Genomic DNA, 23217 nt, shown 5'->3' with positions numbered 1-23217 from the left:
GTTCAGCCAGCGCCCGGGGGTCCGAGGCCGAGGTCGCCGAGACGCTCGCCACCCGCTGGCCGACGAAGACGCGCAGCGAGACATCCTCGCTCTCCGACGATTCGGTGCCCTCGACCTTGCTCAGCCGCACCGAAACGCCCGCCGAGCGACCACGCACCGCGACAGCGTCGGCGGCATCGGCGCCGGCGCGCCTTGCAGCCTCGACCAGGGCCGCGACGCGGTCGGTCAGTTTTGCTGCGTCGAGCTTGTCGGTCATGCACTTGATCCTGTTTCTTCGCCGTGGTTGGGAAGCTGCCGCACCATCTATTGTTCCCCTGCCGCTTGTGCAATGGCGGAAGGACAATCAGAGTGCCGCGACCAAATCGCGCCCGGACCGGCCGAAACCACCGCCCAATGCATCGCCAAACTGCCAGGAGCCTTCGCCATGACGCCTTTCCATCTCGCCTTTCCGGTGCGTGATCTCGATGAAACCCGCGCTTTCTATGGCGAGGTGCTGGGCTGCGCCATCGGTCGCTCCTCGGCGAGCTGGGTGGATTTCGATCTCTTCGGCCACCAAATGTCGGCGCATTTGCGGCCGCAGGCATCAGTGGCGGCGCACGAGGGCAAGGTCGACGGTGTCGCGGTGCCGATTCCGCATTTCGGCGCGGTGCTGCTGATGGACGAATGGGAGCGGCTGGCAGCCAGGCTGGAAGCGCGATTCGACATAGACTGGCTGGAGCGCCCGATGGTGCGCTTCAAGGGCGAGCCCGGCGAGCAGGCGACGCTGTTCATCCGCGACCCCTCCGGCAATGCCCTGGAATTCAAGGGCTTCCGTTCGCTGGAGCAGATCTTCGCGCATTGAGCCGATCGGGCCACGCCACAAGCTGAGCCGCGCTGCTACTTCGCGCCCGTCTCGTACTGGCCGGCGATGAAGATTTCGAGGAAGCGCCGCCCGTCGCGGCGGGAGGCCTCCTGACCGGCGTCGTAATTGGCCATCGCCGTTTGCCTTTGCCTGAAGATGTCGTAGGCGCGGCGGGCGAGCGGCATGGCGGCTTCATGGCCGTTGGTCTTGGTGACAATCATGCGCACCGCCGTGGCCAGGACATATTCGGTCACTTGCGGATCGTCCCGCGCGACGTCCGCCGCGGCGGTGGCGGCTTGCAGCAGATCGCGCACCGCGGGCCCGTCGGGGGCACCGTCGCCGCGCGCCAGCACCGCGATCGCGACATAGAAGCGCGACAGCGCCGCGTTGACCGCATCGCCCGACAGGGCCGCATCCGCCTCGCTCTTCCTGAAGGTCTCCTCGGCGCGCCGGTAGTCGCCGCTGCTGAAGGCAAGTCCGGCCTGCTGCGACAGCAGCGCAAAGCGCTGTTCCGGCGTCGCCGCGAAATCGCTGGCTATGTCGATGGCGGCCGCGGCCGCCTGCCGGTCGCCGGTCGCCACGGCTGCAGCGGCGAGACGGCTGAAGACGCTCCAGGTCAAACGCCGCCAGCCAGCGTCGGTCAGCGCGAGATCGCGCAGCTTCGGCTTCGACTGGCCATCCCAAGGCGAGGCGACGAGCAGATCGGCGGCGCGGCGCAGCGCCGTCACAGCCAGAGTATTGCGCCCCTCGAAAGCATAGGCGGTGCCGGAGATCGACTGGCAGTGGGCGTTCTGGAAATCGACATCATCCCCGGCAAGACCGGTATCGCCCGGCAGCATGGCCCGCGATGCGAAGGTCAGAGCGAGTTCGGTATTGCCGGCGGCCAGCGCCTGGTCGGCCTTCCCGGCAAGATCGAGCGCCAGCTCGGCAGCCGACGGCAGAGCCTGCCCGGCATCGGCGCCGGTGGCGCTCTTCGCCCACGACCGGGCTTGGTCCTCCAGTTGCTTGCGCTGCGCCTCGCCGAAGCGCTCGCCCATCCACAGCGCGGTGATGGTCATGGTCTCGATCGCTTCCTTGTAGCGGCCGAGATCGGCCAGCGCATAGGCGCGCGACACCAGCAGCGAATTCTTCATGTCGGCGTCGGGCTGCTGCGCGCCGAGCAGCAGCGACAGGCCTTCGTCCGCCAGTTGCAGCGCGAACGCCGGGTTGCCGTCGAAGCGGGTGGTGTCGGCATACATGGCGTAGATGATCGCAAAGTCGGGCGTGAGCTCGCCCCTGCGGCGGGCGTCGCGCAGCGCCTCGCTGAACATGCCGCGCACTTCGGGGTAGCTGTCGTTCTTGCGGTAGGCCTCGGCGGCCTTCTCGGCCACGGCGGACGGATCGATGCGGTCGGCCAGGGCGACACCTGCCTGGAGAGACAGCAGCGACGCAGCGATGAAGCGCAGAACCGTCTTCAATAGCCGCCCTCCCCGACAAGGACGAAGGGCGCCCAGGCGGACGGGTGCGCAAGCGAGGGATCATCCTTGTCCTGCATGATGTCGAGCATGGCGAGGCGGAGCGCCTCGGCTCGGCGGAGCCTTGAGCCGCTGCCCAGCGCCGCAAGCGTCTGCGTGGTCAGACGTGCGGCGGCATCGTCGCGGACCGGCCAGTGGGAGACAAGGATCGCCCGCGCTCCGGCGTAGAGGAAGGCGCGCGCCAGGCCGGACAGGCCCTCGGCGTCAGGCCGGCCGTCACCGCCGGCGGTGTTGCAGGCCGAGAGGAGACCCATTGCGCCGACAGCTTGAGCTCCGCCACTTCGGAGGAGGTCAGCAGGCCGTCATCCCGCGCGGTGGCGACTTGCGGCGGGGTCAGCACCAGGGCTGGCTCGGCCAGACCGCGCAGGTCGCCGGAGAGCAGGCCATGAGTGGCGAAAGCCAGCACGTCCGTCGTCGACAGGTCCGTCTGCTTGACGATGGTTTCGCTCGCCCTCGCGCCGACAAAGAGGTCCGTTTCCGGCGCGCCGAGAATGGCGGCGAGCTTGCGCAACTCCGGGCCGGTCTCTGGCAGCGGCGGCAGGTCGCGCACTGCGTCGACATTGGCGAGGCTGCCGCGAAAGAAACTTGCGGGAGGGGCGGAAGCGACCTCGACCGTCTCGCCGCCCAGCACAGGCGCGCCGAAGCCGCGAAAGGCGATGCGCTTTTCGCCGCCGCGCGGCGGCGGGTATTTGCGGATGACGGCCAGGCTGTCGACGGACGGCACGGTGGTGAAGGCATAGTGCCTCGCCAGCCAGTCGGTCCGGCGCAGCTCCTCCGGGTCGGTGTCTTCACCGGTGGGAGCCGAGGCGACGAGTACCGACAAGGGAAGGCCGGCCAGCGGACCGTCACTGACGACGAAGACGTGGCGCGCGGCCTTCAGCGCCGGCTCGACCGGTCGGACCAGCTCGCCATAGAGGATGCTGGCCGTCGTGCGATCGAAGGGCGCGACGCGCGGCTTGTCCATGCCGGGGACCAGTGTCCTGGCGCCGCGCGCGGCCGCCGCCGGATCGAGCTCGGCCCGCAACCTGGCGATGTCGCCGCCGAGGATCTCCGCACCATAGCCGGTTTCGGTCCAGGCGGTGTCATGCTTGCCGATCGCCCAGACGAAGATGTGATCCTGCCCGGCAAGCATCAGCAGCAGGCCCTCGTCCTCATCGAGCAAGGCCTGCACGTCGGCCACCGACAGCGGTTTGGGATGGGCAAGGTCGGCATAGCGCGGGAAGGACTGCGCCAGCGTGGCGTCGACGCCAACCAGTTCGGCGCGCAGCGAATCGATCTCGCCGCGCAGGCGCACCAGCGCGTCGGCGCCGCTCGCACCGGCAGAAGTCGCCTGCCCCAGCGCCTTTTCCTTCCCGCTGATCATGGCCACGATATCCTGGCGCTGGCGCACAATGCCCGCCAGCTCCGGCGAGCCGGCAGCGGCGCGCAGGCCAAGCTGCTGCAACGCGTTGCCAGCTGAGGACAGCAGCGCCCATTGCGCGGCCTCGAACGCATCCTCAAGGTGGCGGTCGGCCGCCGGCGCGACTGCCGGGGCGCCGACGGACGCCAGCCCGGCCACCAGAAGACAGATGCGCGCCAGGCGCCAAGGCGCCCGCGGCGATTTCAATTCAGCCAGCCCCAATGACAACCCCTGCCCGCCGATCGCCACGCCGGAATACGCCGCGATCGCGCCATCATTGTGATGGGGAGGATTGAATGCAAGGGGGCGGAGCGTTGGCCTCTATCAGGCGCTGAAGCGATCGGCGGCAAAAGGACTCAGCCGAGAGGCATCCGCCGTGCCGCCGATCAGTGCCGCAACCAAACGTGCCGTGATCGGCGCCAAGGTCAGGCCGAGATGACCGTGGCCGAAGGCGTGGATCACCCTGGAACTGCCGCGCGAACGGCCGATGACCGGCCGGGAATCGGGCAGTGACGGACGAAAACCCATCCATTCGGACGAGCTTTGGCCAAGGTTGGGGAAGAACTGCCTGACGCCGCGATCGAGCAGCGCCAGCCGGCGCGGATTTGGCGGCGCGGCAAGCCCGCCGAGCTCGACCGTGCCAGCGACCCGCAGCCGGCCAGCCATCGGCGTCATGTAGAAACCGAGATCGACAGGACAGACCGGGCGATTGAGCGGCGGAGCATCTGTGGGGAATTCGAGATGGTAGCCACGCTCGGTGTCGAGAGGGATTTTGTCGCCGGCCTGCGCTGCCAGGATGCGCGAACGAGCGCCGGCGGCGATTACCACCGTGCCCGCCTTGATTTGAATATCGGGACCGCTCAGCCTGATACCGCCTCCCTCGGGCTGCAACCCGGTGACCTCAGCCTTGGCCCTCATCGCCCCGCGCGTGGTCGCGGCATCGAGCAATCGGCGCATCAGCGTCCCGGGATCGGTGACGTTCATCGAGTCCGGGAAATAGAGGCCCCGCGCTCCCGTCGCCGGAAGGCCGGGCTCCAGCGCGGCCACCCCTTCCGCATCCAGCACCTGCTGATGAACGCCAAACCCGGCGCGCAGCGCCCTGCCCCCGGCACCAGCGGCGAAATCGCTTTCGCGTCGATAGAGATAGAGGCAGCCTTTGCGGCGTAAGAGGTCCTGCAGGCCCGCCTCCTGCACCATCTCCTCCCAGGCCGGCAAGGCTTCCGCCAGCAACCCGGCGAGCGCCACTGCATTGGCGCGGGTGGCCGCCGGAAGCGATTGCCTGACAAAGCGCACCAGCCATGGCGCCAACTGGAAAAGTGCTGCCCAGCGCATCGAAAACGGACTGTCCGGATCGAGCAGCAGTTTCGGCAAGGCGCGCAGGACGGCCGGATTGCCCACGGGCATGCAGGCGTATTCGGCGAGCGTCCCGGCATTGCCGAACGAGGCGCCCGAGCCCGGCTCGTTGGGATCGATCAGCAGGACCTCACGGCCTTCGCCAGCAAGCCGCAACGCTGTCGCCAGCCCGACGACACCGGCGCCAATGATGGCGATCTCGACTGTCCTGGACGCTGCCACCGATGACCTACACAAAACCCGGCAGTTGCAGATGACCGGCCGCGAGCAACTCGGCCATTGTGCTGAGCGCCGTGCGCAGATCCTCCTGCGAACGTGCCGCGCCGACATTGATGCGCACGCCGTGCTGGACCGGTTCGCGGCCGACCGCGAAGGCATCGCCGGGCAGCACGGCGACGCCGCGTTCCAGGCAAGTGCGGGCAAAGCCCGCGCCGCGCCAGGGTTCAGGCAGGCGCAGCCAGGCATGGGTCGACGTCGGATGCGCCTGGATATCGAAGCGGCCGAGGATTTCGCTGAGGATGGCCTGACGCTGGCGCAGCTCCTGTTTCTGGATCTCGATGATGCGGGCGGCCGAGCCTTCCTCGATCAGCCTTGCGCCGATCAGCGCCGTCAGCGGGCTGATGCTCCAGCAGTTGATGCGCAGCGCCGCCGCTACCTGGCCGGCGATGGGGCGCGGGGCGATGACGAAGCCCAGGCGCAGGCCTGGCGCCAGGCATTTCGACAGCGCGCCGAGATGGATCGTCAGCTCCGGCTCGAGACTGGCGAAGGATGGCGGCGGATCGTCGGCAAGCGGCCGATAGACGTCGTCCTCGATGATCAGCACGTTGTGGCGCCTGGCGACCGCGGCGAGATCGCGCCGGCGTTCCTCGCTCAGCGTGATCGTCGTCGGATTGTGCAGCGTCGGCACTAGGAAGACGGCGCGCGGGCGCAGTTGCGCGCAGGCGGCGTCGAAAGCGTCGGGACGCATGCCGCCGCGGTCCATGGCGATGCCCCTGAGGTCCAGCCCGTGCACGCGGCACAGCGCATTGATGCCCTGGTAGGTCACCTCGTCGGCCAACACCACCTCGCCTTGCCGGGTGACGGCGCCGAGCAGGCAGTCCAGGCCATGCTGGGCCCCGGCAGCCAGCACGACGCGGCCGGGGTCGCCATCGCCGGCAACGGATGTGAACCAGTCGGCCACCGCCACTCGCGCCCAGAGCGGTCCTTCCGGTGGATGGTAATCCTGCAGCGCGGTGTAGTGTCGGTCCTTGGACAGGCGCGGCAAGAGTGCTGCTACCGCATCGAGATAGGCCGATGTGGCGGGCCGGTTTACGGAAAGGTCGATGATGCCGCTCTGGTCGCTCGGCGCCGACACGAAGCCCGGTTTTTCGCCGGCGTCACGGGCGGCGACCGTCGTGCCGCGCCCGGGCCGCGCTTCGAGCAGCCCCTGCTCCTGAAGGGTCGACAAGGCCCGCGTGACGGTCGTGACATTGATGCCCAGCGCCCGCGCGATCTCGCGCTGCGGCGGCAACCGGTCACCGACAGCGAGCGTGCCGGCGGCGATGCGTTCGGCGATCGCATCGGCAAGACGGCGGTAGACCGGACTTTCGTCGTCGGCGAGGCGAAGATCTTGGAGCATACGGGATTCGACTACGGCTGATGTCTCACTGTTGGCGCATCTAGCATAAGACAATACTCCGTACAATAGAGCTTGTCTGACGCACAATCGCAAGACGCCCTGCCAGAAATCTCACACAATTCGTTAAAAATCGGCTTGACGGACAAAGTTGTCTGCATCTATGGTCGATTTCAGGTTAATTGTGTGACCATACAAGTCGCACGACCTGCCGGGCAGCAGGCCGGTTTCCGGGAGGACGAGGCATGGATCGCAAGCCGCATCTCAGCCGCATCAAGGATTGCGGACTATGAGCGCCCGCCAGGCCGCATTGCCGGCCGCGGCGGCCACGATCGCGCCCGCCACGCAAGCAGATCCCGTCGGCAAGGGTTTCGTCGAATTCGCCGATGTCGAAAAATCCTACGACGGACGGACCTTCGCGGTGACGCGGATGAACCTCACCGTTGCGCGCGGCGAATTCCTGACGCTGCTTGGTCCTTCCGGCTCCGGCAAGACAACGACACTCAACATGCTTGCCGGCTTCGAGCGGCCGACGCATGGCACGATCACGCTTGAAGGCCAGCCGGTCGACCGCTTGCCGCCCTATCAGCGCAACATCGGCATGGTGTTCCAGAACTACGCGCTGTTCCCGCATATGACGGTCGAGGAGAACGTCGGCTTCCCGCTCTCGGTCCGGCAGGTCGACAAGGCCGATATCGCGTCCAGGGTAGCGAGCGCACTCGACATGGTGCGGCTCAGGCAATTTGGCGACCGCAGGCCGACCCAGCTTTCCGGCGGCCAGCAGCAGCGCGTGGCGCTTGCCCGCGCCCTGGTGTTCAAGCCGAGCCTGGTGCTCATGGACGAGCCGCTCGGCGCGCTCGACAAGAAGCTGCGCGAACACATGCAGCTCGAGATCAAACAAATCCACACCATGCTCGGCGTCACCATTGTCTACGTCACGCATGACCAGAGCGAGGCACTGACGATGTCGGACCGCGTCGCTGTCTTCAACAATGGCGGCATCGTCCAGCTCGGTTCGCCCGACGATCTCTACAACGCGCCGCAGAGCTCTTTCGTGGCGAGCTTCATCGGCGAGAACAACACGCTCGAAGGCGTGGTCGATCGCGTCTCCGGCGCAGAATGCCGCGTCAGGCTGAATGGCGGCGGCGAGCTTACCGCACTCGCCATCGGCGTCGCGCAGGGCGCTCCCTGCCACGTCGCCATCCGCCCGGAGCGGCTGACCCTGACGCCGACGGCGGCCGGCGGCAATGCCCTGCCCGCCACTGTGGACGGGCGTATCTATCTCGGCGACCACCTGCGCCTTTTGGCCAGGCTCGCCAGCGACCAGGTGCTGACCGTCAAGGTCGGCCCCGAATCGACGATGGCAAACGGCGAGACCGTGACGGTCTCCTGCGCGTCCAATGATTGCCGCGCCTTTCCGGCCGATGCCGGATCGGGCGGTGCCATTCCAAAACAGGGGAAAACGAAATGACACTCATGAGGAAGACTCTTCTCGCGCTCGCGGCCGCCACGGCCTCGATGACCATCGCCGGCGCCGCCTTCACCGACGAGCTGTCGATCATGGCGAGCGGCGGCGCCTGGCAGGACGCGCAACGCAAGGCCTGGTTCGAACCTTTCAGCAAGGAGACAGGCGCCAAGATCCTCGAGCAGGAGTATCTCGGCGATCTCGGCAAGGTCAAAGCGATGGTCGAGACCGGCAACGTGCCGATCGACCTGGTGACGGTCGAGACGGCGACCGTGCTGCAGGGTTGCGACGCCGGTATCCTCGAACGCCTCGACTATTCCAAGATCGGGCCGCGCGACAAGTTCATCGAAGGCTCGGCGCTCGATTGCGGTGTCGGTCTCGACGCTTACGGCGACATCCTCGCCTACGATCCGACCGTGCTGAAAGAAGCGCCAACCTCGGTTCTCGACCTGTTCGACACGACCAAATTCCCCGGCAAGCGCGCCATGCGCAAGTTCCCGGCGCAGAACCTCGAATGGGCGCTGATGGCAGACGGCGTGGCGCCGGCAGACGTCTACAAGGTGCTGGCCACGCCGGAGGGCGTCGACCGTGCCTTCAAGAAGCTCGACACGATCAAGAAGGACATCGTCTGGTGGGATGCCGGCGCGCAGCCGGCGCAGCTTCTGGCTTCCCAGGAAGTGGTGATGACCACCGCCTGGAACGGCCGCATCCAGAACGCCATCGACAACGACAAGAAGCCATTCAAGATCGTCTGGAACAACCAGATCCTCGAATACGACATGATCTCCATTCCAAAGGGCGCCAGGAATCCGGAGCTGGCCTACAAATACCTCGCCTATATCAGCCAGCCGGAAAACAACGCCAAGCTCGCCAGCTACATCACCTATGGGCCGGTGCGCACCGACGCGGCGTCCTTCGTCGCTCCCGACGCGCTGCCGAAACTGCCGAACGCTCCGGATCACTTGAGCGGCGCCTATCTGGTTGCCGACACCGAGTTCTGGGGCGACTATGGCGAGGACCTCGTCAAGCGCTTCAACGCCTGGCTTGCGCAGTAGGCGAGAGATGTCGGCGCTCCAGCCCAGCGAACTCGACCGGCCCGCGCTGGCCCGCGGCCGGTCAGCCGCCGACGCCGACCTGAAATCGGTGTCGGCGGCGCTCCGGCGCGCCGAATTCGGCGACCGGCTGCGCACGCTGCTGCTGGCGGCGCCTTTGCTCATCCTCCTGGGGCTGAGCTTCGGCATCCCAATCGTGCTCCTGCTGTCGCGCGCCGTCTATGATCCGACAATCGCAGATGCTTTGCCCAAGACGACCGTGGCCCTGGGCGGCTGGAACGGCCAGGGCCTGCCGGGTGACGATGCCTTCGCGGCGCTCGCGGCGGACCTCAAGGACAATCAGGCCAAGGGCACGGCCTATGAGCTGGCAAAAAGCCTCAACGCCCGCCTGCCCGGCGCGCGCAGCCAGGTGCTGAAGACGGCGCGCAAGCTCGAAAGCGCCGACGGCCAGGCCGCGCTCGACGCCGTGAAATCGCTGCCGTTCTGGTCAGCGCCGTCGACCTGGCCGACGATCCGGAACGGCACTCACAGCCTCACCTCGTTCTATCTGCTCAGCGCCCTCGACCTGCGCTGGAATGCCGATGGCAGCATCGAGCGGGTGCCGCCGGAGCAGGCGATTTTCGTGCAGGTGTTCCTGCGAACCTTCTTCGTCGCCGCCGCGGTGACGCTGGCCACGCTGCTGCTGGGGTTTCCGCTGGCCTATCTCATCGCCAGCGTACCGAAGGGGCTGGCGGCCATCCTGATCGTTGCGGTGCTTTTGCCGTTCTGGACTTCGATCCTGGTGCGCACAGCCGCGTGGACGGTCCTTTTGCAGAAATTCGGGCTGGTCAATGACTTCCTGCTCTTTATCGGCGTCGCAAGCGAACGGCTCGACCTGATGTACAGCCGTATCGGCCTGATCATAGCCATGACCCATATCCAGCTGCCGTTCACGCTACTGCCGATCTACAGCGTCATGCGCACGATCCCGCCCTCGCAGATGAAGGCCGCCTATTCGCTCGGCGCCAAGCCCTTCACTGCCTTCCGCCGCGTCTACATTCCGCAGGTGTTTCCGGGCGTCATGGCCGGCTGCCTGCTCACCTTCATCTTGTGCCTGGGCTACTACATCACGCCGGCGCTGATCGGCGGCGCCAGCGACCAGCTGATCAGCAATTTCATCGCCAACTACGTCAATGTCGAATTGAACTGGGAGATGGCGGCGGCGCTGAGCTTCATCCTGCTCGTCTTCACGCTGGCGCTGTTCGGCATCTTCGCCCGCATCCTCGGCCTCGACCGCCTAAAGCTGGTGTAGCCCATGCTGTTGTCTCCCTACCCCACAACCGGCGAACGCATCCGCATCACCCTGCTGTGGATCTGGTGCGGGCTCGTCATCCTGTTCCTGCTGGTGCCGATCCTCATTCCGGTGCCGCTCTCCTTCAACAGCGGCGCCTTCTTCATCTTCCCGCTGGAAGGCATCTCGACGCGCTGGTACGAGGTGGTGCTCGGCACCCAGCGCTGGCAGTCGGCGATCGGCAACAGCCTGATCGTCGCCTTCGGCACGACGCTGATCGCAACCACGCTCGGCACGCTGACGGCAATCGCGCTCTCGGACGAGAAATTCCCGGGGCGCCGCATCGTCATGCCGCTGCTTCTGTCGCCACTGATCGTGCCGGTGGTGATCACCGCCGTCGGCTCGTACCTGTTCTATGCGCGCATCGGCCTTGCCAGCACCTATGCCGGCATTATTCTCGCGCATACCGCGCTCGCCAGTCCCTTTGTCGTAGTGACGGTGGGCGCGAGCCTTACTGGCTTCGACCGCAATCTGATGCGCGCCGCCGCGATCTCGGGCGCTAAGCCGCTGACTTCGTTCTTCCGGGTGATGTTGCCGCTGATCCTGCCCGGCGTGCTCTCTGGCGCGGCCTTCGCCTTCGTCACTTCCTTCGACGAGGTCGTGGTCGTGCAGTTCCTGGCCAGCGCCGGCCAGCGCACCATGCCGCTCGAAATGTTCATCGGCCTTCGCGAAAAGCTCAGCCCGGCGATCACCGCCGCCGCGACGCTGATGATGGCGCTGTCGATCGTGCTTCTGGTGGTGGCCAATCTTTTGGCGCGGCGCGGTCAGAAACGGCCGGGCACCGCACCCTAGATCGGTGCCCCGGCCACCGGCGTCCAGATCACATCGTCGATCCTGGTCGCGCCGGTCGCCAGCATAGCCAGCCGGTCGAAGCCGAGCGCCGAGCCACTCGCCTGCGGCATGCTGGCAAGCGCCGCCAGGAAATCCTCGTCGATCGGGTAACGCTCCTGGTAGATGCGCTCCTTCTCGTCCATCTCGGCGGCGAAGCGGCGGCGCTGTTCCGCCGGATCGGTGAGTTCACCAAAAGCGTTGGCGAGCTCGACGCCGCAGCAATAGAGCTCGAAGCGCTCGGCGACGCGGGGATCCTCGGCGCTCGGCCTGGCAAGCGCGGCTTCCGAGGCCGGGTAGCCATAGAGGATGGTGGCGCGCCCCTGCCCGAGCGCCGGCTCGACCTTCTCGACCATCACCCGGCTGAACAGGTCGGCCCAGCTGTCGTCGGGGGCGGTGCGTATGCCTGCCCTGATCAGGGCTGCGTGAAGGGCGGCGCGATCGGTGCCGCCATCGGTTGCCACCGTCGCGAGAAGATCGATGCCGGCATGGCGCGAAAAGGCCTCGGTGACGCTCAGCCGCTCCGGCTCGGCGAAAGGGTCGGCCTCGCGGCCGCGAAAGCGGAAGGTCCTGGCACCCGCCTTCTCCGCCGCCAGCGCCAGGAATTCGGCGCAGTCGCGCATCAGGCTCTCATAGGTCTCGCCGACCCGGTACCATTCGAGCATGGTGAATTCCGGATGATGCAACGGGCCGCGCTCGCGGTTGCGCCAGACCGGGCCAAGGCTGAAGATGCGCCGTTCGCCGGCGGCCAGCAGCTTTTTGCAGGCGAATTCCGGCGAGGTGTGGAGATAGAGCGGCTGGCGCGCGCCGTCCGTCCCGATCGCCTCGGTGGCGAATGCCGCAAGATGCGCCTCGTTGCCAGGCGAAACCTGCAGCGCCGAGGTCGTCACCTCGATGAAATCGCGCTCGCCGAACCAGCCGCGCAGCGCCGCAGTGATGGCGTTGCGGGCGATCAGCCGCGGCCGGCGATCGGCATGGACATCGGGCGTCCACCAGGGGGAAGCGCCGGTCATGGGCGGGAAAATCGCCGGGAAGGCTGGCGGTTCGGCGCGAGATGCGCTAGGGCGCGCGGGATGGCCGCCGTTGCCGATTTGTGGCAAGCAGCATTCTCAGGCCAAGAAACTCGATTGGGATTGAACACTGTGGTCAAGGTCATCGCCAGCTCCTTACGCAAAGGCAACGTCGTCGATAAGGACGGCAAGCTCTATGTCATCCTCTTTGCCGAAAACATCCACCCTGGCAAGGGCACGCCGGTGACGCAGCTCGACATGCGCCGCATCGGCGACGGGGTGAAGGTTTCGGAACGCTACCGCACCACCGAGCAGGTGGAGCGCGCGTATGTGGAGGAGCGCGAGCACACCTTCCTCTACTCGGACGCCGAAGGCTTCCATTTCATGAACCCGGAGACCTACGATCAGGTGGCGGTGACGGAAAGCGTGGTCGGCGACGCCGCGCCCTACCTGCAGGAAGGCATGCCCGTGCAGGTGTCACAGTTCAACGGTATCGCAATCGCGCTGGTGCTGCCGCAACGCGCCACCTTCGAGGTGGTGGACACCGAGCCGGTCACCAAGGGCCAGACGGCGTCCTCGTCCTACAAGCCGGCGGTGCTTTCCAACGGCGTGCGCACGGCAGTGCCGCCGCACATTTCCGCCGGCACGCGCGTGGTGGTGATGACGGCCGACGGCTCCTACGTCGAGCGCGCCAAGGACTGAGTTCAGGACGAGTCCAGACCTACCAGAGCTCGCCGGCGACCAGGCGGGCCGCTTCCTCGTGACCGCGCGACAGGGCCGGATCGGCGCCGAAGATCCGCGCATTCGACGACCATGACTGCAGCCGGCCCGGCGCCTTGCCCCGGCTGATCGCCGCGATCAGGTCACGGCGCGAGCACGCGCCCGGGATGACGAGGCCGGCATCGGCCTTCTCCACCAGATGAGCGAAGCCGCAGGTCTCGGTGAGGATGATCGGCAGCCCGTTGGCCAGCGCCTCGACGATGACCGTTCCGGTGGTCTCGATGCGCGCTGGGTGAACAAGCAGGTCCGCCGCCGCCATGATGGCGGGGATATCATCGCGAAAACCGAGGAATCTTATGTTGCCGCGCAGCTGCCGCGGCACGCCGCGCAGCACATGGCCCGCCATCGGAGTGCCGGCGGCGATCCCTGCGACCAGCCAGACGCAGTCGGGGAATGCCTCAAGAGCGCGCGCCACGCGGTCGAACCCCTTCACCCATGCCGCCCAGCCGATCGACAGCCAGGTCTCTGCCCCCGCCCCGATGCCTAGTTCCGCCCGCATGCGCTCGCGCGTTCCGTCGCTCCGCAAATGCGGCATCCGCCGCGCCGGGTCGAGGTTCGGCGAGATCCGCCGGAAGCGGCCGTCCGGCGTCTTCCAGATGCTTTGGTATTCGCTCTGCTGGCGCTCGCTGAGCATGATCAGGCTGGTGCGGGCGCCGGGCGCGAAACAACCCTGCTCGAGCTGCATCTGGGTGCGGTAGCGCGGCGAGAAGGTGCGCCAGGCACCTTGTTTGACCTTGGCGTAGGAGCGATCGCCGGAATAGTAGATGTCGAGCATCGGCAGCTTGTTGAAGCCGACGATGCGGTCGAAGTCGCGCCGCTGCGCGGCGAGTGCCGCGCCCAGCGCCACGTCGCGGCCGGGATTGGTGGGGTTGGTGGTCTTGACGATCCGGACCTGGCAGCCCGGATCGATCGCGCCACGTATTTCCGTGGTCAGGATGGTGACGTCGTGGCCGGCGGCGGCGACGTGCCTGGCAATCGACAGGCAATCGCGCTGCAGCCCGCCGAAAGACGACAGATTGCTGATCGCCATGCCGAAACGCATGAAGATACTTCCCCAAAGCCTTCCTGCTTTTATCTTTTCTTTCAGAGGCCTGGCAAGCTCGAGGCGCGCTTCGAGCGCCTCGATCACGAAGTTCTGAACGCGTCTTCGGCTTCGCCGGCTATTTGTTCGCCGCCGTGGAGGGGTGCACCGGGCGGCGTACCGCCCGCACCTTGCCGCTGTTGCCGCCGCCGCAGAAGAAGCAGCCGCCGCCATCCGACTCAAGCCCGGACACGCCGGTTCCAGCCGGCATCTCCAGCATCTCGAGCACCTCTCCAGTGCCGGGATCGATACGCCGCAGATCGCTCTCATCGCCTTCCCAGGTGCCGTGCCACAGCTCGCCGTCGACCCAGGTGACGCCGGTGACGACGCGCTTGGACTCGATGGTGCGGATCACCTTGCCCGTTTCGGGATCGATCTGATGGATCTTGCGGGCACGGTATTCACCGACCCAGAGCGAGCCTTCCGCCCAGGTCAGGCCGGAGTCGCCGCCATTGCCGGGGGCCGCAATGGTGGCGACCACCTCGCCGGTCTGCGGCTCGATCTTCTGGATGCGGTCCTCGGCGATCTGGTAGAGGTGCTTGCCGTCAAAGGCGGTTCCGGCATGCGCGGCGACATCGATCGAGCGCAGCGTCGCCCCGGTCTCGGGATCGAGCGCGTTGAGCTTGTCGCCGGAGGCGAACCAGACCTTTTCGCCGTCGAAGGTCACGCCGGCGACGGTCTTGACGCCGGGAAAGGGCCCGTATTCACGCAGGATTTCGGCGGCGGCTCGTTTCATCTTGATCTCCATCGATTTGAACAATCTCGCCACTAACCTAGTCGCTGGGCAACGGACCTGGGAGTAACAACACAGTCGGGAATGCCGGCATCGGCGGCGTCATCCAGCGCCGGGCCCTGCCGCGGCCGACCGGCTGCACCTTGTGTTGCCCCGAAAGCTCTTCCAGCGCCCGCTGCACGGTGCGCGCGCTGGCGCCGAGCGCGATCGCCAGCGCTGAGCTCGACCATGACTCGCCGTCGGCCAGGAAGGCGAGCACCGCGCCGTGCTCTTCCTCGACAGGGGGCGCCAGCACCACGACCTCGCGGGCGCGCCGCGGGGCCAGCTCGAAGCCCTGGGCCGTGGCGTTGATCTCGGCGAATGCGCCGAGCTCGGCGCTCGGCGCGCAGCCGGCCCATCTCGACCCGCAGCCGGGCGCGATGCGATTCATCGGCATGCCTGGCGCGAAAAGCGCGTCTGAGCAACGCCTCCCGCGATGCGTCCGCCGGCCAGGCTTCGGCAAGCGTGCGCGCCAGCGCAAACAGCACCGGCCGCGTCGCCAGTTGAACCACCGCGCCCGCCTCGCGCACGACATTGCGGCAGGCATCGACGACCAGCGCCTGCGAGGCCAGCAGCGCCTCGACCTCTTCGAGCAGGAGCAGTCTCTCGGAACCTTGCGCGATGAGCCGCGCGGCGGGCATCTTCAGCACCAGCGAAGCGTTTTCCACCTCGGTCGTGAGCGCCGGTATGTTCGCCTCATAGGCGGCGAGCGCTGCCCGGCCGAGCGCGGCCCGCGCCGCCTTTGTCCTCAGGCGCCGGACCGCGATGCCGGCGGCCGCAAGCTCGTGCGCGACGCGCGCGACCGGCGGCAGCGGCGTGGGGTCGAAGCCGGCAAGCAGACGTTCTGCTTCGTCGAGGCGGCCGATCAGGATGAGGCGGCGCGCTTCCAGGCTTCCCGCATAGGCGGCGTTGACACGGTCGCCATGCCCTTGAAGCGTCGCTCGCGCCGTCCGCAGCGCCTTTTGCGGCCAGCCGAGATCGCGTGATACCAGCGCGATCTCGGCCTCGGCGACGACGCAGCGCGCGCGCGCCACCGCCTCTTTCGGGCTGAACGCGCGGGCAGCGCTTTTGAGCAGCGCCTTTGCCCGCTCGAGATCGCCGAGCTGGGCCATGGCGATGCCGCGCAAGGCCAGCGCCGGCGCGTCGTCGCGCAGCGCGACCCGCTTCAAGGCGCCGAGCGGATCACCCGCCGCGAGCGCGCGGCCAGCGGCGGTGATCAGCGAGTCCATGCAGGGCCCGCCGGCGCAAATCCCGTCACACTTGTAACTCTCATCATCGCGCCATCCGGCCCTATGTCTGTCCTCGCACCCCAACCAAACCGAAAGAATGGGACAAGAGCAATGACCCAACACATGAAGACACCGCCGATCGTTTCGCAGGAGGCCTGGGAAGGCGCGTATGAAGAGATGCTCGTGAAGGAGAAGGCGATGACGCGGGCCCGCGATGCGCTCGCCGCCGAGCGCCGCCGCATGCCATGGATGGCGGTCGAGAAGGACTATATGTTCGACGGCCCGAACGGCAAGGCAAGCCTGCTCGACCTATTCGAAGGCCGCCGCCAACTGGTCGTCTACCGCGCCTTCTTCGAGCCCGGCGTCTATGGCTGGCCGGAACATGCCTGCCGCGGCTGCTCGCTGGGCGCCGACATGGTCGGCAACGTTGCCCATCTCAACGCCCGCGACACGACGCTTGCCTATGCCTCGCGCGCGCCGCAGGCCGACATCGCGCGGCTGAAGAAGCGGATGGGCTGGGAGATGCCCTGGTACACGATCACCGACAGCTGGGATAAGGATTTCGGCGTCGACGAATGGCACGGCCACAACGTGTTCATCCACGACGGCAGCCGCATCTTCCGCACCTATTTCATCAACAATCGCGGCGACGAGGCATTTGGCACCGTCTGGAGCTATCTCGACGTCACCCCGCTCGGCCGCCAGGAGATATGGGAGGATTCGCCCGAGGGCTATCCGCAGACCCAGACCTACAAATGGTGGAACTGGCACGACAACTACGAAGAGGGCGCCGCCCCCGACCAGAGATGGGTCGAGGTGTCGGATGTCGGCGAAGCGGCCTTCCGCAACAAGGACGCCTGAGCGCGAAGCGGCTCTGGCGGTGCCAGCCGCACCGCCAGAGCCGATCCCCGATCGGGCCTTGACGGCCTTTACCCCTTGGAAAGTGGATACAATGAGCAGCGAAAACGACGTCGCCCTTGCGGCGGCTGATTCCCCTCGCCCCAACGACTTGAGCGGCTTCGGCCTCGCCGACTGGCTCTGCCTGGCGGCAGCACCGACCTTCGCGGTCATGGCGCTGCTGACCGCCGCCTATGGCGGCCACGACATGATGTGCATGCCCGGCCCCGGCGCCTCCATGCTCGGCGGCATGGTGCCGATGTATCTGCTGATGGCCGGCTTCCACCTGACACCCTGGCTGCGGCTGGTGGCGAGGCGCAGCTGAATTCTGCCGCCTTCGCCCTTTGCACGGGAGGTTTCGTGCTTACGCGCTGCGAAATCAGCCAAATTGCGTGCCGGTGCGGCTTTGGAAATGCCAGGCACTGCAGCAGGGTTGCTCCGCCAGCCCACGGGCATTACGCCAAAGAAGCCGAGACACCCAAACAGTTCGGCCAGCATCACGGCGAGGACATGCCCCCTCCCCGGCGCGTTCGTCTGCGGACGCCAATCGTCACTTCGAGTTCATCGCCTTCTCGCGCGTGACCCGCCACAAGGACGAGATCACCACCGGTTTGCGCCGTAGGTTACGGTGCCGGGCGCTTCCACCACAAATTTGGTGACGTGCAGGCCAAGAGGATCATATCTCGGTAATCGGCAACTCAACCGTGACCGCAGGCTGGCGCAGGAACCGCCGGTAGTCGCGTATCAGGATGCCCGGAACCGAAAGGGTCCGCCGCACGGAACCATCCGACTTGCGAAGCTGATACTCTGATTTCACCTGCCCGTCGCGGCTGAAGCCCGACGGACTGCTTGGGTCGACCTTGACGATGCTGCGAACTTTGTCCTGGTAGTCGACGATTCCTTGAAGGATGTCCTTGATCGACGTCGCGATCTCCGTGCGATCCTCGGGGCGGTCGATCACGGCATCGAGCAGTTCGCCGAGCTTGCGCAACGGCACCAAGCGGTCTTTGTTCGGATCGCCGTTTCGAAAGGCGATTTCGACGTCGACCAGGCTGAGAAGGGACACGAACTCTTCCTTGATCAGAAAAATTCCGACGTTCACGGGCCGCGCAGTCGGGTTTTGAGCCGTCTTCTCCATGACGCTCTCGGTCTCCTCGTCCGTCTGCGTGGATGCCGTTCCGGTGACCATGCGTTGCTGACGGACGCGGTTCGCCTCGGAAACTTGAGTGTCGATGGCCGATGCGGTCGATTCTGCGAATTCCTCTCTGACCTCGTTGGTTGCCCCCCTCGCATGAACCTGGGCGTCCGCGCTACCCTCCCCGAATCCGACGGACGCTTCCCCGTGGAAGCTCCCGTCGAAACCATAATTGTAGTTATTCCTGCCGAACCTCGCGTCGGCGGTATCCTTGATTTGCTTGTTGAAATTGCTCTTCGCTTCCTGGTCCTGGCTGTCCATCACAGTGGAGGTCAGTTCGGTGCTCTTCGACGTCTTCTTCTTGACGATCAGCTTGTAGGTCATCGATCCGCCTGGCGACAGGCTGACGGAACCGACCATGTCATCGCGCGCCAGATCTCCGCGGAAGCTCGCAAGCTGATAGTGTTCCACCAGGAAGAGCTGTGGTCGCAGGTCCGTCGGCGCGGTCACGCCGCCCAGCGTGAAGGGCACGCCCAACTCCCTGAGCTTCAACTGGAGCGGGTTCAACGACAGCTGGAAGAAACCGGCCTGGGCACCTATGTAGTTCGCGATAATCCCCGGCTTGATCATTGGAGGCTGCGAGGCAATCACGGCGGGAGGCCAAGGAACATTCGGACCTGGCAGGTCGATGGTTTCCCTGAACTTGGCCGAAGCACGGAAGATCGCCGGCGTCGAGAAGCCGTACTGGATCGTGTCCATGCCCGGTTCAAATCCAAGCAGTGAAAGGGCCTTTAGCAGTCCCTCCTCGGTCTTGAGGTCGAGGGGTGGAATTCGCATCGGCTCCGGGGGCGCCGCTGCGCCCGAATACCCGGTGAAAACGCCGCGTTTCAGGCCTAGCGATATGAACACCGGCTCCGGCCTGAAAGGCACGGAATCCTCGGGGTTGACTTGCACGCTGACGCCCAGGCCTTGTGCCGGTTCGGCAACGTTCGGATTGCTCGCCATTTGCTCGTTCGGCATGATGTGTCACCCTTTCCTTGCAGAAAGCCCAAGCCGGCGAACCGACGTCACCTCGAAAATCTCTCGGGCTGAGCCTGACGTCGCGCTTCGTGGTCTCTCTGCTTCTGCAGATGAATGTCGGCGATGTCAGACGCCCGATGGGCACGCTCCGTCGAACGCGGCCCAGCCGGGCATGGACTGGTTTGCCCGGCCTACCATCGCAGCTACCGTATCCGCCGCCGCTTCAGGGGAAGGCGCATAGATGCGGAGCGTGAATGTCTGGCGGCCCAGGAACGTCACACAGAACGCAAACGGACCAATCGTCCGGTCGCCCGTGCTGTCGATCGTAACCTGTCCACCCGACAGGTCGTACTCGCCGAAAGCCGAACCAACTATATCCAGGAATTCAGCGGCACTGCTCATCGTCCTGCCTCCGGAATCGTTCCGCTCTACTCATCCGAAATGGGTCATCCGAAATGGGTCGTGACATCTACAGTCGCGTTCTGTCCCACGTCGACAGTACGTTCCGCCGTCGCCTCCGGATCGTCAGCACGCTGGGCGTTCCAGCGAATCCTGCCTTGCCCGCGGCCATCTTCCTGAACCGCAATCTGCATGGTGACGCCTTCATTCATGCGCTGACTGAAGGTCATTTGGGCGCCACCAAGGTTCAAGTCGATAACGCTGACGAACAGGTCGGCCAAGTCGGAATTGTGCAAATTCAATGTAATTGCCATTCATTATTCTCCATGTTCTGACCGCACAGAGGTGTAATCGGCGACCGATTCCTTGGCGAAATCGATTGTCTGCATCGAATGTTGAACAAGAAGCCCGCAACAGTGAAACTTACTAATCCCACGAGTTTGATACTGGCGCATCGGACGTTCGTCCTATATCGTTGCATCCATCGGCGGCTTGGGATGCCAGACTTCGAGGGGCTTTGGCACGTGCAGTCTTCAATGAACCGCACGCAAAACCACACACGCATGGATCACCTCCCCGGATTGACGCTACGGGAGAGAGTGCAGTGCCTAGGCACGCCCCGGTGCTTCAGAGGCCGGGCAGAGTGTCATGCATAGCGTCGTCGGCCTTTCCACGAGCAGAGGCATTGAGGCCGAGCAAGAGGAAGCAAGAGAGCGCCTGCGTCTGCGGTTCGGGCTGACCAGAGCCGAGACCGACGTTGCCCTGGAGATTCTCAAGGGTGACGGGCGGACCGCCGCTGCGGCGCGGCTTTGCATCGCGCCCACCACCGTCAGGGCACATCTCAGCCACATCTTCGAGAAGACAGGCGTCCATCGGCAAGCAGAGCTGGTCCGATTGCTGATGCAGGGAGGTCACGGGTAACAGGTCTCGCCAAGAGCGTGTCCTCGACCTGTTCCACCAACCGCATTGCCTTCCGCTTCCGCTCGCACAATAGTCGGACCGATGCTGCAGGCAATCGCGAGTCACTGGTCTACGCTGATCCTCGCCCTCTCCCTGGCGATGGCGGCCGTCGGCATCGTCCACGCCATCATGACCAAGGAAGACGTGCGCGCCGCCACCGGCTGGGTCGGCGTGATGCTGCTGTCGCCCTTCCTCGGCGCGATCATCTACGCCATCGCCGGCATCAACCGCATCCGTCGCGCGACGATCAGCGCCATGCGGCCGCTGTCCGGCGAGGCGGCTCTGGCCAAGCAGGAGCGCGACATCGCCGCCGAGGACCTGATCACGGCCGAGTATGGCCAGCGCTTCGTCGGGCTGAAGACGTTGGGCGACAGGGTGGCACGCCGTGCTCTGACTTCAGGAAACGCGATCGTCGTCCTCGAAACGGGCGACGAGGCCTATGCTGCTATGTGCCACGCCATCGACGGCGCGGAGCGCAGCGTGCTGCTCGAGACCTATATCTTCGACAATGACGCGGTCGGACAGCTGTTCGTCGAAGCGCTCGGCCGCGCCGTCCGGCGCGGCGTCGCCGTGCGCGTGCTGATCGACGCCGTCGGCGTGCGCTACTCCGTGCCCAGCATCCTCAAACAGCTCAAGGAGGCGGAGGTCACCACCGACCTCTTCAACGGCAACATCGTCATGGGCCTGAGACTTCCCTATGCCAATCTGAGGACGCACAGGAAGATCCTCATCGTCGACGGCACGGTGGCGTTCACGGGAGGCATGAACATCCGCAAGGGCTTCTCCGCCGAATTCGCCGGTTCCGACAGTTCCAGGGACACGCATTTCAAGGTCACAGGGCCGGTGGTGGCCGACCTGTTCGCGGTCGCGGCGGAGGACTGGCGCTTCGCCGGCAACGAGGCCCTGAAGGGCGAGACCTGGCAGGTGGCGGCACCCTTGTCGGCGCCCGGCCAGCCGATGCTGGTGCGGGCGGTGGCGAGCGGACCGGATGCCTCGAACGAAACCAACCACAAGCTGCTGATGGGGGCGTTCTCCGTCGCGCGCAAATCGATCCGCATCATGTCGCCCTATTTCCTGCCGGACCGCGAACTGATCAGCGCGCTGACCACGGCGGCACGGCGCGGTGTCGAGATCGACATCGTCGTGCCGGCGGTGAACAACCTCTTCCTCGTCGACCGCGCGATGACGGCGCAGTTCGACCAGGTGCTGAAGCATTATTGCCGGGTCTGGCGCCACGAAGGCGCCTTCGACCATTCGAAACTGATGGCGATCGACGGCGTCTGGGCCTATATCGGCTCCTCCAATCTCGACGCCCGGTCGCTGAGGCTGAATTTCGAGATCGACATGGAGGTTCTTGATGCGGACTTTGCCGCCGAGATCGAGGCACGCATCGGATCGGCCATCGCCTCCGCGCAGCCGGTGACGCTTGAGACGTTGAAGGCCCGCCCCTTCTTCATCCGCGTCTTCGACCGGTTGCTGTGGCTGGGATCGCCCTATCTATAGCGCAAGGAACAGAGCAGCAGGACCATGGAGATAAACGGACGCAACCTGCCGGAGACCGTGCTCCTGTCGATCCGCCACAGAAAGGCGCGGAAGGCAAAGGCGACGCCGCGCAAGCGGGTCGACGGCCCCGAGATGGTGGTCGCTTCCTACAACGTCCACAAATGCATCGGCACCGACCGCAAATTCGATCCCGAACGGACCGCGCGCGTCATCCGCGAAATCAGCCCGGACGTCATCGCCCTGCAGGAGGCCGACAACCGTTTCGGCGACCGCGCCGGCTTGCTCGATTTGGCGCGGCTCGAACACGAAACCGGGCTGGTGCCGGTGCCGGTGTCCGGCAACGGCAAGGGCCATGGCTGGCGCGGCAATGTGCTTTTGTTCAAACGCGGCACGGTGCGCGACGTCCACCAGATCAAGCTGCCGGGGCTCGAGCCGCGCGGCGCGCTGGTCGCCGAAATCGATCTCGACGAGAAGCGGTCGCTGCGCGTGATCGCCGCCCATCTCGGCCTGCTGCGCCGCTCGCGCTCCGAACAGGCGCGCGTCGTGCTCGACATCATGAGCAGCGCCGACGAGAGGCCGACGCTTTTGCTTGGCGATCTCAACGAATGGCGGCTCGGCAACCGCTCGGCGCTCAACACGCTGCACACCACATTCGGGCACACGCCGCCGGCGGTGCCGACCTTTCCCTCAGGCCTGCCGGTGCTTGCGCTGGACAGGATCATGGGCAACCGCAACGACATGGTCTCGGCGGTGGAAGCGCACGACACGCCGCTGTCGCGGGTCGCCTCGGATCATTTGCCGCTCACGGCTTTCGTGCATCTGTAAGATCGGCCTTCAGCCCTCCCGCAGCCAGACCAGCATCTCGCCGGGATCGCGGTTGTCCCAGGCGTAGTAGGGAACTGCCTTCACCCTCGCTTCTTCCGTCGCCGGCGGCTCGGCGCGGTAGAGGCCGTTGCGCCAATCCTCCGACGCCTCCCTTCTGCCGGTGGCCGACAGCGTGACGATGCCACCGAGCAGGTTCGGCTCGTGATGCG

The 23217-nt window shown here is 65.9% G+C and carries 24 protein-coding genes and 1 pseudogene; 11 read left to right on the top strand and 14 right to left on the bottom strand.

The features are described 5' to 3' along the window. A partial coding sequence (locus tag EN780_RS07320) for a DNA gyrase modulator (RefSeq protein ID WP_281035353.1) occupies positions 1-256 on the bottom strand: 256 nt, incomplete at its 3' end. A gap of 168 nt (positions 257-424) precedes the next feature. On the opposite strand from EN780_RS07320, the gene EN780_RS07315 reads away from it, so the two are divergent. Further along, positions 425-841 (top strand): VOC family protein, encoded by a 417-nt coding sequence (locus tag EN780_RS07315; protein WP_128272876.1) that lies wholly within the window; start codon positions 425-427, stop codon positions 839-841. Positions 842-876: 35 nt separating this feature from the next. Here EN780_RS07315 and EN780_RS07310 read toward each other — a convergent pair whose 3' ends face one another. From EN780_RS07310 to EN780_RS07290, 5 genes are all read right to left on the bottom strand, one after another. Beyond that, entirely contained in the window at positions 877-2298 is a 1422-nt protein-coding gene (locus EN780_RS07310) for a hypothetical protein (RefSeq protein WP_128272873.1), read from the bottom strand. Then, positions 2295-2549, bottom strand: coding sequence for a CHAT domain-containing protein (locus EN780_RS41320; RefSeq protein WP_348631246.1), 255 nt, complete (start codon positions 2547-2549; stop codon positions 2295-2297). Before EN780_RS41320 ends, EN780_RS07310 begins: the two co-directional genes overlap by 4 nt. Continuing rightward, the gene (locus EN780_RS41315; RefSeq protein ID WP_128272868.1) at positions 2456-3961 is read right to left on the bottom strand and encodes a CHAT domain-containing protein; all 1506 of its coding nucleotides are present in this window, start codon (positions 3959-3961) and stop codon (positions 2456-2458) included. The genes EN780_RS41320 and EN780_RS41315 overlap by 94 nt, the downstream gene beginning before the upstream one ends. 117 nt (positions 3962-4078) lie before the next feature. Beyond that, a complete protein-coding gene (locus EN780_RS07295) occupies positions 4079-5329 on the bottom strand; it encodes an FAD-dependent oxidoreductase (RefSeq protein ID WP_128272866.1) in 1251 nt (416 codons plus the stop codon). Between the two features lie 7 nt (positions 5330-5336). Continuing rightward, positions 5337-6725 carry a PLP-dependent aminotransferase family protein gene (locus EN780_RS07290; RefSeq protein WP_127394258.1) on the bottom strand — a complete coding sequence of 463 codons (1389 nt, stop codon included), beginning with the start codon at positions 6723-6725 and terminating at the stop codon, positions 5337-5339. Between the two features lie 286 nt (positions 6726-7011). Between EN780_RS07290 and EN780_RS07285 the strand changes: the two genes are divergently transcribed. The 4 genes from EN780_RS07285 to EN780_RS07270 are packed head-to-tail and all read left to right on the top strand — an operon-like array spanning position 7012 to position 11361. Beyond that, on the top strand, positions 7012-8193 hold the full coding sequence (locus EN780_RS07285; protein WP_127286769.1) for an ABC transporter ATP-binding protein: 1182 nt from the start codon (positions 7012-7014) through the stop codon (positions 8191-8193). Positions 8194-8198: 5 nt separating this feature from the next. Further along, positions 8199-9242, top strand: a complete 1044-nt coding sequence (locus tag EN780_RS07280; protein WP_187331445.1) for an ABC transporter substrate-binding protein — start codon at positions 8199-8201, stop codon at positions 9240-9242. 7 nt (positions 9243-9249) lie between these two features. Then, entirely contained in the window at positions 9250-10530 is a 1281-nt protein-coding gene (locus tag EN780_RS07275; protein WP_127393393.1) for an ABC transporter permease, read from the top strand. 3 nt (positions 10531-10533) lie between these two features. Next, entirely contained in the window at positions 10534-11361 is an 828-nt protein-coding gene (locus EN780_RS07270) for an ABC transporter permease (RefSeq protein WP_127284937.1), read from the top strand. Here the strand turns inward: EN780_RS07270 and epmA are convergent. Continuing rightward, positions 11358-12410: an EF-P lysine aminoacylase EpmA gene (epmA, locus tag EN780_RS07265; protein ID WP_127284936.1), complete on the bottom strand. Its 1053-nt coding sequence runs from the start codon at positions 12408-12410 to the stop codon at positions 11358-11360. The genes EN780_RS07270 and epmA overlap by 4 nt on opposite strands. Before the next feature lie 129 nt (positions 12411-12539). Between epmA and efp the strand changes: the two genes are divergently transcribed. Continuing rightward, positions 12540-13109 carry an elongation factor P gene (gene efp, locus EN780_RS07260; protein ID WP_127284938.1) on the top strand — a complete coding sequence of 190 codons (570 nt, stop codon included), beginning with the start codon at positions 12540-12542 and terminating at the stop codon, positions 13107-13109. A gap of 19 nt (positions 13110-13128) precedes the next feature. Here the strand turns inward: efp and EN780_RS07255 are convergent, their stop codons facing one another. From EN780_RS07255 to EN780_RS07245, 3 genes and pseudogenes are all read right to left on the bottom strand, one after another. Continuing rightward, complete coding sequence (locus tag EN780_RS07255; protein ID WP_187331446.1) at positions 13129-14229, bottom strand: glycosyltransferase family 4 protein; 1101 nt, start codon at positions 14227-14229, stop codon at positions 13129-13131. 118 nt (positions 14230-14347) lie between these two features. Then, a complete protein-coding gene (locus EN780_RS07250; protein WP_127284934.1) occupies positions 14348-15004 on the bottom strand; it encodes a glutamine cyclotransferase in 657 nt (218 codons plus the stop codon). A gap of 37 nt (positions 15005-15041) precedes the next feature. Further along, positions 15042-16269: pseudogene (locus EN780_RS07245) on the bottom strand (helix-turn-helix domain-containing protein). Between the two features lie 111 nt (positions 16270-16380). Between EN780_RS07245 and EN780_RS07240 the strand changes: the two are divergent. Both EN780_RS07240 and EN780_RS07235 read left to right on the top strand, forming a co-directional pair. Beyond that, entirely contained in the window at positions 16381-17130 is a 750-nt protein-coding gene (locus EN780_RS07240; RefSeq protein ID WP_127284932.1) for a DUF899 family protein, read from the top strand. A gap of 91 nt (positions 17131-17221) precedes the next feature. After that, entirely contained in the window at positions 17222-17491 is a 270-nt protein-coding gene (locus EN780_RS07235) for a hypothetical protein (RefSeq protein ID WP_128272864.1), read from the top strand. A 351-nt stretch (positions 17492-17842) separates the two neighbouring features. Here EN780_RS07235 and EN780_RS07230 read toward each other — a convergent pair whose 3' ends face one another. The 3 genes from EN780_RS07230 to EN780_RS07220 all read right to left on the bottom strand — a co-directional run bounded on the left by EN780_RS07230 (position 17843) and on the right by EN780_RS07220 (position 20034). Continuing rightward, positions 17843-19321, bottom strand: a complete 1479-nt coding sequence (locus tag EN780_RS07230; RefSeq protein WP_128272862.1) for a hypothetical protein — start codon at positions 19319-19321, stop codon at positions 17843-17845. Between the two features lie 126 nt (positions 19322-19447). Beyond that, on the bottom strand, positions 19448-19723 hold the full coding sequence (locus tag EN780_RS07225; protein WP_127284929.1) for a hypothetical protein: 276 nt from the start codon (positions 19721-19723) through the stop codon (positions 19448-19450). Between the two features lie 44 nt (positions 19724-19767). Next, a complete protein-coding gene (locus tag EN780_RS07220; RefSeq protein WP_127284928.1) occupies positions 19768-20034 on the bottom strand; it encodes a hypothetical protein in 267 nt (88 codons plus the stop codon). 334 nt (positions 20035-20368) lie between these two features. Here EN780_RS07220 and EN780_RS07215 point away from each other — a divergent pair, with 334 nt between their 5' ends. The 3 genes from EN780_RS07215 to EN780_RS07205 all read left to right on the top strand — a co-directional run bounded on the left by EN780_RS07215 (position 20369) and on the right by EN780_RS07205 (position 23008). Next, positions 20369-20641: a helix-turn-helix transcriptional regulator gene (locus EN780_RS07215; RefSeq protein ID WP_127284927.1), complete on the top strand. Its 273-nt coding sequence runs from the start codon at positions 20369-20371 to the stop codon at positions 20639-20641. 81 nt (positions 20642-20722) lie between these two features. Next, positions 20723-22183: a phospholipase D-like domain-containing protein gene (locus EN780_RS07210; protein WP_128272860.1), complete on the top strand. Its 1461-nt coding sequence runs from the start codon at positions 20723-20725 to the stop codon at positions 22181-22183. Positions 22184-22207: 24 nt separating this feature from the next. Continuing rightward, a complete protein-coding gene (locus EN780_RS07205; RefSeq protein WP_127284925.1) occupies positions 22208-23008 on the top strand; it encodes an endonuclease/exonuclease/phosphatase family protein in 801 nt (266 codons plus the stop codon). Positions 23009-23017: 9 nt separating this feature from the next. Here EN780_RS07205 and EN780_RS38745 read toward each other — a convergent pair. Next, on the bottom strand, positions 23018-23217 hold a 200-nt coding region (locus EN780_RS38745; protein WP_189556431.1), incomplete at its 5' end, for a hypothetical protein.

Origin of the sequence: Mesorhizobium sp. M4B.F.Ca.ET.089.01.1.1 (genome assembly GCF_004022605.1) — a bacterium.
In the GTDB taxonomy this organism is placed as follows: Bacteria; Pseudomonadota; Alphaproteobacteria; order Rhizobiales; family Rhizobiaceae; genus Mesorhizobium; species Mesorhizobium abyssinicae.
The sequence above is the reverse complement of the archived record's forward strand: the minus strand, read 5'-3'. Positions and strand labels throughout refer to the sequence as shown.

Bases quoted from the DNA above. Each gene is read 5' to 3' on its own strand.
- EN780_RS07280 (WP_187331445.1), top strand. From the start codon at position 8,199: ATGAGGAAGACTCTTCTCGCGCTCGCGGCCGCCACGGCCTCGATGACC.
- EN780_RS07225 (WP_127284929.1), bottom strand. From the start codon at position 19,723: ATGAGCAGTGCCGCTGAATTCCTGGATATAGTTGGTTCGGCTTTCGGC.
- EN780_RS07235 (WP_128272864.1), top strand. From the start codon at position 17,222: ATGAGCAGCGAAAACGACGTCGCCCTTGCGGCGGCTGATTCCCCTCGC.
- EN780_RS07205 (WP_127284925.1), top strand. From the start codon at position 22,208: ATGGAGATAAACGGACGCAACCTGCCGGAGACCGTGCTCCTGTCGATC.
- EN780_RS07250 (WP_127284934.1), bottom strand. From the start codon at position 15,004: ATGAAACGAGCCGCCGCCGAAATCCTGCGTGAATACGGGCCCTTTCCC.
- EN780_RS07230 (WP_128272862.1), bottom strand. From the start codon at position 19,321: ATGCCGAACGAGCAAATGGCGAGCAATCCGAACGTTGCCGAACCGGCA.
- EN780_RS07220 (WP_127284928.1), bottom strand. From the start codon at position 20,034: ATGGCAATTACATTGAATTTGCACAATTCCGACTTGGCCGACCTGTTC.
- EN780_RS07275 (WP_127393393.1), top strand. From the start codon at position 9,250: ATGTCGGCGCTCCAGCCCAGCGAACTCGACCGGCCCGCGCTGGCCCGC.
- EN780_RS07210 (WP_128272860.1), top strand. From the start codon at position 20,723: ATGCTGCAGGCAATCGCGAGTCACTGGTCTACGCTGATCCTCGCCCTC.
- epmA (WP_127284936.1), bottom strand. From the start codon at position 12,410: ATGACCGGCGCTTCCCCCTGGTGGACGCCCGATGTCCATGCCGATCGC.
- EN780_RS07315 (WP_128272876.1), top strand. From the start codon at position 425: ATGACGCCTTTCCATCTCGCCTTTCCGGTGCGTGATCTCGATGAAACC.
- EN780_RS07290 (WP_127394258.1), bottom strand. From the start codon at position 6,725: ATGCTCCAAGATCTTCGCCTCGCCGACGACGAAAGTCCGGTCTACCGC.
- EN780_RS07285 (WP_127286769.1), top strand. From the start codon at position 7,012: ATGAGCGCCCGCCAGGCCGCATTGCCGGCCGCGGCGGCCACGATCGCG.
- EN780_RS07240 (WP_127284932.1), top strand. From the start codon at position 16,381: ATGACCCAACACATGAAGACACCGCCGATCGTTTCGCAGGAGGCCTGG.
- EN780_RS07255 (WP_187331446.1), bottom strand. From the start codon at position 14,229: ATGCGTTTCGGCATGGCGATCAGCAATCTGTCGTCTTTCGGCGGGCTG.
- EN780_RS07270 (WP_127284937.1), top strand. From the start codon at position 10,534: ATGCTGTTGTCTCCCTACCCCACAACCGGCGAACGCATCCGCATCACC.
- EN780_RS07215 (WP_127284927.1), top strand. From the start codon at position 20,369: ATGCATAGCGTCGTCGGCCTTTCCACGAGCAGAGGCATTGAGGCCGAG.